Annotated in this window: 5 protein-coding genes; all 5 read right to left on the bottom strand. The window is 42.4% G+C overall.

Annotation, left to right across the window (positions count from 1 at the left end; translation table 11 throughout):
* Positions 1 to 230 precede the first annotated feature (230 nt).
* From ACED28_RS22510 to ACED28_RS22490, 5 genes are read right to left on the bottom strand one after another with little or no spacing between them, the layout of a single operon-like run.
* Positions 231 to 851, bottom strand: a complete 621-nt coding sequence (locus ACED28_RS22510; RefSeq protein ID WP_371710794.1) for an imm11 family protein — start codon at positions 849 to 851, stop codon at positions 231 to 233.
* A 60-nt stretch (positions 852 to 911) separates the two neighbouring features.
* On the bottom strand, positions 912 to 1,532 hold the full coding sequence (locus ACED28_RS22505) for an imm11 family protein (protein ID WP_102535545.1): 621 nt from the start codon (positions 1,530 to 1,532) through the stop codon (positions 912 to 914).
* Positions 1,529 to 2,272, bottom strand: coding sequence for an AHH domain-containing protein (locus ACED28_RS22500; RefSeq protein WP_102535546.1), 744 nt, complete (start codon positions 2,270 to 2,272; stop codon positions 1,529 to 1,531). The genes ACED28_RS22505 and ACED28_RS22500 overlap by 4 nt, the downstream gene beginning before the upstream one ends.
* Before the next feature lie 12 nt (positions 2,273 to 2,284).
* Positions 2,285 to 5,107, bottom strand: a complete 2,823-nt coding sequence (locus ACED28_RS22495; RefSeq protein ID WP_371710793.1) for a PAAR-like domain-containing protein — start codon at positions 5,105 to 5,107, stop codon at positions 2,285 to 2,287.
* A 27-nt stretch (positions 5,108 to 5,134) separates the two neighbouring features.
* Positions 5,135 to 5,599, bottom strand: a complete 465-nt coding sequence (locus ACED28_RS22490; protein WP_017097876.1) for a hypothetical protein — start codon at positions 5,597 to 5,599, stop codon at positions 5,135 to 5,137.
* Between the last annotated feature and the right edge of the window lie 414 nt (positions 5,600 to 6,013).

Below are 6,013 nucleotides of genomic sequence, written 5' to 3'. Positions count from 1 at the left end.
TTTTGGACAAAAACGTTTTAGCAAGATTGCTAATTTAGCGAAGCATGAATTATTAAAAGTATGGAAAATTTGTTTACGTGATTGTCCAGTATCGCTGAAGCAGATCAAATTGTACTATTTGGGGAGTTTACATATACTCAGGAACAGCAAATAAGGTTATTGTTCCTGAATACCTAGTTTTAAGCTAGAAACGTAGATCTCCCCAATGCCTTCATCGGCCCACTGTTCCATTACGACTCTACGAACTGGAGCCCCATTACCCAATCAGAAACTTTGACAAAGTTAAGCGTATCCACGTTATGTTTCTTGAATGCTTTCACTACTTTCTCGTGAACAATAATATGGGGGTAACTGCTGAATTTAGGCATAAAGACCAAACGCTCTTTCTCTGGAATCACTTCTAACTTTTCATCACTCAAACAGTATTGTTGAATTTTCTGCCCCTCTCTATTGGGATTTCTTTTTCTAATGGCACATCTATCCAAGTCCAACACATCCATTTTCTCGAAGACGTTAAATACCCAATAATCTTCATGGAAATTACCGTTGTCATCCACGATTATCCCTGGGCAACACTGACAGTATTTATTGTCAATGTTACCCAATGACTGCTTGATAGCGTCAGTAAACACTGGGTAAGTTGAATCTAAATGTGCTTGCTTAAGCGGTCTTGATACCCCTCTTGCTAAATCTTCTTCACGATAGCAATTTTCAAAAAACATCGGTACGCCACCACTTAGCTTGGTGTATTCGTAATCTCGCAGATCTGAATGTTTTTGTGGCTTTAGGTACAAAGTATTTTCATCATAATTTTCGAAAACAATATAGTATTGGTCGTTGTATTGGTTCATTGTCCAACCTTAGATCAATCTCTTGGCTAAGATTCTATTGCCGAAAAGAGAGCGTTACCATTAAGACTCTACAAACTGAAGACCCATTACCCAATCAGACACTTTTACAAAGTTCAAAGTATCTACGTTATGTTTCTTGAATGCTTTCACCACTTTCTCGTGAACAATAATATGGGGGTAATCGCTGAATTTTGGCATAAAGACCAAGCGCTCTTTCTCAGGCATAGCTGACAACTTGTCATCATCCAAATAGTACTGCTCAATGGTGTGTCGAGTGTCTTCAGGGTCAAAATCATCAATCTGACTCTTTTCTAAATTCAAAACATCCATCTTTTGGAATAAGTTAAATGCCCAATAACTGTCATGATACTTACCGTGGTCATCAACAATGATAGCTGGATACAACTGAAAACAATCATTGCCAATATCACCTAAAGACTGTTTAACTTCATCCGCAATCACTGGGTAAGTAGAATCCAAGTGTGCTTTTGTAATCGGCCTAGATATTCCTCTCGCCAAGTCTTCCTCACGATAACCATTTTCAAAAAACATAGGTTCATTACCACTTAGCTTCGTAAACTCATAGTCACGATGGTCGGACCTATCATGTGTCGTGAGGTACAAAGTATTTCCATCATAGTTTTTAAAAACAATATAGTATTGGTCGTTATATTGGCTCATTGTCCTACCTTTGGTTTCCATCTGGTGCTTTGGTACGTGATCGTTTTGGTATTCCATGGAGAACTACTGGTTTGATAGCGCTTGTCTTTGCCATCTCTATTGCTCCCTTTATAGTGGAGTCGATCATTTGCACAGTAAGTAGCGGCATGTTTTTCCGCATCGTTTACATCAAACTGACAGGCACACCCAGGTCCTCCTGGAATAAAGTAATGGGAAATTTTGGTCAACGGCAGTGAAAAAAATTGCTCTCTTTCAATTTTGTTGATTTTCTTTAGCACTTTACGACTAATCGGGTCGAGCAGCTTATGTATTTCTGACTCGGTTTCTGTTTCTTTAGTCTTGCCGTAACACATTTTTATATTTTTTCTTATTTCTGGATCTTTTAGCTCTCCAGAAACATAATCATGGTATGGTTCTTCCCTAGGACGACTAAAGGTATGGTCGCCACGGTGTGGTTGGCAATGAAGCTGGCATGCCCCCGGCAGTGTAGCAGGAAGCCCAACCAAGTTTGACAACTGATTGATATCGTAACCTTTATTAACTAGATTTTTCCCCAATTTGCTTATCTTCACCGCTTCTGCCGAAATAATATGATGGGTATCCATATGGATACCATTATTATAAGGGTGCCCAGATAATTTTTTTACGTTGTTTACCCAGCGCTTACGATAGCCTTTTTTCTCAATCATACCATTGACGAAATCCGATTCATCCGCTTCTTGGTTGTTCAGTATACTCATAGGTAAGTTATCCTATACGTAATTAATTTCACCACGGTACAACCGAGGCGTTTTATGTTCTTCACTCTTACACAGTCGACATTTACCCTTTCTAGGCTCATGTTCCTCTTTCAGTTGAGCGGTATCATTAACCCGTTTGTCTGCTATGGCGGATTTACGGCGCAATGCCAAATGGCCCGCTAACTTATCGTAATCTGGCAAAATATCGACTAAACCATCGACGGTGCTAGTAAAAGTTTTTAGTGCTTGTGCGGCGTGAGAGACGGTTCCAACCTTTTTAACACCCATGGTAAACTTCGCTGTGACCGTCGCAATTCTGGCGGCTGCCCCTGCTGGCCCCGTTAGTAAGCCAATCACTATGGTTAACACCACTTCAATGGCAATATACGCAGCTGCTTTACCCACGTAGTAGAAATAGAAGTTAGGCGGGATCGCTTCAATAATCAGGTTCAAGTATGTAAAGAAAGGCAAGATGCTGTTGTCATCATTAATCAACGCCAAGGCTTTTGGGAAAAACTCACTCTCCTTGATTTCCATTGCCCACTCAGGGTCAAATTCCATCACGACAGTATCAACGAACTGTTCTACGCCTTTAACATCATTGTTGGTAAAGAGCGTAGGCAAGTTCCAAATGGCTTCTCTGTGCCTTGCAATACACTTTATCTTGCGCGCAATATCGTCTGAGTCTTCATTCCACCAAAGTTGCACGTCATCGATGGTGTCATCAATACTTTCATACGCATCCACACTGGCCGCAATAAGCAAGTTAGGCGCCATACTGGAAATATAAGCCGCCTGTTTTACCCAGCTTGGTAAATCGCTTTGAGCTAACTGAACTTCCGTTCCTTTCATCGCATCGGCGGTGTACTCTTCCAATGCATTGTATTTTTGATTGGCGTAAATATAGAGCTTATCAAAACCATCGGTGGTGGCATCTGCTAGGGTATGGCCCATCTTGCCCCAGACTTCGGGAGAGAAAAGTTCCACCACATCGGCCCCCCAAGCTTTAGCCCCTTCAAGCACCCCATCCCCCAAACAGAGTACGCCTTCTTCGTCCCATTGTTTCTGGAAACCTGACATATCTTGAGCAACAGTGTTTAAAAGGCCATCCAAAGAGGTCTCTATCGCTTCTTGTTGCTTTGCAATCTTATCTTCAATGCCCGGTTCACCTTCATACTCGATAGTGACAGAGTCTGTGTTAGGCTTGAGATCATCGACCACCACCACACCTCCCTCTGTCTTCTGGGTCTCCAACGCCAGATCCATAGTTTCTGAGGCCGTACTTCTTTGCGGCAATGGATTGAGATCCAACTTGTCTTTATGGGGAACGGAGCCATTGGCTATCACTTTGAGGTTTTTAGCGTAAACAGGCGTTCCCCACAGGTCATCGTGAACGGCACGGATCTTAATCCACTTCTGCTCTTCTAAATCTATTTTCGGTATCGCATTCACGACTACTTCGATAGTCCCTGCTTCGGCAGAATAAACATGATCAGGCGCTTGAATGACCGAGACATCCGACACATCATCCATAAGTTGACTAGCTTTCTTCTCCATACGCTTGAAAGCTTGGCTGAGGTTATCGGACAATTTTTTAGCATAGGTATCAATGGTACTCACATGCTTTTTATAGATATCAGACGACAAGTAATCATAATTCAACCGACTAGCTTCGGACTTAAGAGATTCCACACGCCCTTTTATCTTACTAAGTAGACTCTCTAGTTCAGAATTGAGTATATTCTTAGCCTTATCCCAAGGGTAGTTATTGATGAAAACCTGAGGATTACCTTTACCACGAGCACGCATGTAAGCCAGCATACGGTCGGCGGTTTCATGCTTGGGTAAACGAAATAAGACGGAGAAAATTTCCCCTTCTTCCATCACCATTGGTAACCCGTTCGCCAGTACACTGTCAAAACTCGTATCAGAGAGACTATCAATTCCCGCGATTAGCGATTCTGACAATACGCTGAAATGAAAATCAGGGTGTCTAAACTCGAAGTGGGCTTTCGTTTCTGCTTCCACAATATCGGCAAAATATCGGTCAGCGGTGAGGCTAGGCCCCATGGTTCCCCAGCCTTCTACTGGCGGGGCAATACGATTAGGGTGCCAGAAGATTTGCTGTCCCTGAGCAGACCTATCAAAGAAGTCATCATCATTGTAATCGGGTAGGTAGTGTGGGTTGGTTAAACGAACCGGTGTAGCAATAAACTCATCCGTACTTTCTTTAACCAGAATTTTGATTTGACCCGGCTTTAAGCCTGATACTTTGCTTTTGCCAGAGTTATCAAAGTGACCAGGAGACAGAGCACCACCAGAGACATCGGTAATGTCAAAATCTGCGTTCTTGAGAAGTACACCATCCGGGTATCGAGCCTTGACGTAGACAGTGTAAGTGCCTTCTTCATCTTCAGTGACCGTGACGGCAGGGTTTTGAACCCCACCTAGGCACATGGTGTTGGCCTTGTTCATTGTCATTTGGTCTGACAACCTAGCCACGCCTTTCCCTTCGATGATGACACTCGGTGATGCGGAAATGAACTCGGCCTCGGCCTCTATCGTACCCGATGCTACGCCTTTCTTGTCCCCGCCCGCATCGCCTGTGCTCTTGGCAAATTTACTGCCCTTTAAAGCAATACTGTTTCCGCCATCTGCTGTGACTGTCGTAGTGCCTTCCACTAAATCTGCCGACTTCGCGTTATTTCCATAAGGGATTGGTACAACAGGTTTACCGACTGTAGTAAGGCACACATCAGGCAGGGTGGCATTCGCCTCTCCTCCCGAGCCTTTATGGACAACACTGAGTCCATTTGCACTTATTGTAACTGCCATTAATATGTCCTACTTAGATTAAGTGGATTAGTTGAGTTTTACCTTAGCGCCCTGGATCTTATGAATTTTTTCAGCGCTACTACTAAGATGCTTGGCTGTTGTAGTGATACGGCCATCCGTTCCACTATATTTGGTTTGTGTCGTCCCAGAGCCAATAAGCACTTCTTCCTCTGCATCAAGGGTTATTCTCTTTGCTTTAACAACAAGCTCTTGCTCTTCAAGCAAAGAAATATAGATATCAACCAATGTTGGAATGGTAAGATCTTCGGATAGAAAAGAGATTCGGCAATCGAGTTTATTATCGATGGCCATAAAAATTTCTGACTGAGTAAAAGCACGGCCTATTGACGCCCAGAGAGGTTGAGAAAATGGGTTATGCTCAAAATCTACTTTGACTCGATTCTTTTCTGGATGAACTTCCACTACCCAACCAATTCGAGAGCAGGGTTTTGAAGTAGGCTTAAGAATATCTCTTGGTGGCTCTTGATTCATGGTGGGCCCAGTGATTATTTAGAGCCTATTATTTTATCTCTGGGCGATTTGAATAGGTAATGTGGAAATGAATGGTCACTACGATTGAATAATCGACTTTAAAGGCACGAAGGCCAATCAATGTAACTAGACTAGCAAATCAATTGGCTTTATCGCATGTGTTTTTCACTTTTCTATAGGTTTATCTCGCACTCAAATTTGTGATTAAAGTCACGCACATCACTATCATTTTAAAGTTGAGAGTATTACATCATTTGAGTAATGATAGAAACGATATACCAAGCCAAAAAGCAACACGATGATGTCTTTTGTGTCGTATAACTTTGACAACTGCTAATGTCAGATAACTTTTATTAGGGGAAACACACATTAACAAGGTGTGAATGAGTAAAAGGTCTACCTTATAATGGGGCA

Source organism: Vibrio sp. 1F253, from assembly GCF_041439295.1.
Taxonomy (GTDB): domain Bacteria; phylum Pseudomonadota; class Gammaproteobacteria; order Enterobacterales; family Vibrionaceae; genus Vibrio; species Vibrio tasmaniensis_A.
Note: the sequence above shows the minus strand (reverse complement) of the source record. Positions and strands in the feature narration are given on the sequence as shown.

Bases quoted from the DNA above. Each gene is read 5' to 3' on its own strand.
- ACED28_RS22500 (WP_102535546.1), bottom strand. From the start codon at position 2,272: ATGAGTATACTGAACAACCAAGAAGCGGATGAATCGGATTTCGTCAAT.
- ACED28_RS22495 (WP_371710793.1), bottom strand. From the start codon at position 5,107: ATGGCAGTTACAATAAGTGCAAATGGACTCAGTGTTGTCCATAAAGGC.
- ACED28_RS22505 (WP_102535545.1), bottom strand. From the start codon at position 1,532: ATGAGCCAATATAACGACCAATACTATATTGTTTTTAAAAACTATGAT.
- ACED28_RS22510 (WP_371710794.1), bottom strand. From the start codon at position 851: ATGAACCAATACAACGACCAATACTATATTGTTTTCGAAAATTATGAT.
- ACED28_RS22490 (WP_017097876.1), bottom strand. From the start codon at position 5,599: ATGAATCAAGAGCCACCAAGAGATATTCTTAAGCCTACTTCAAAACCC.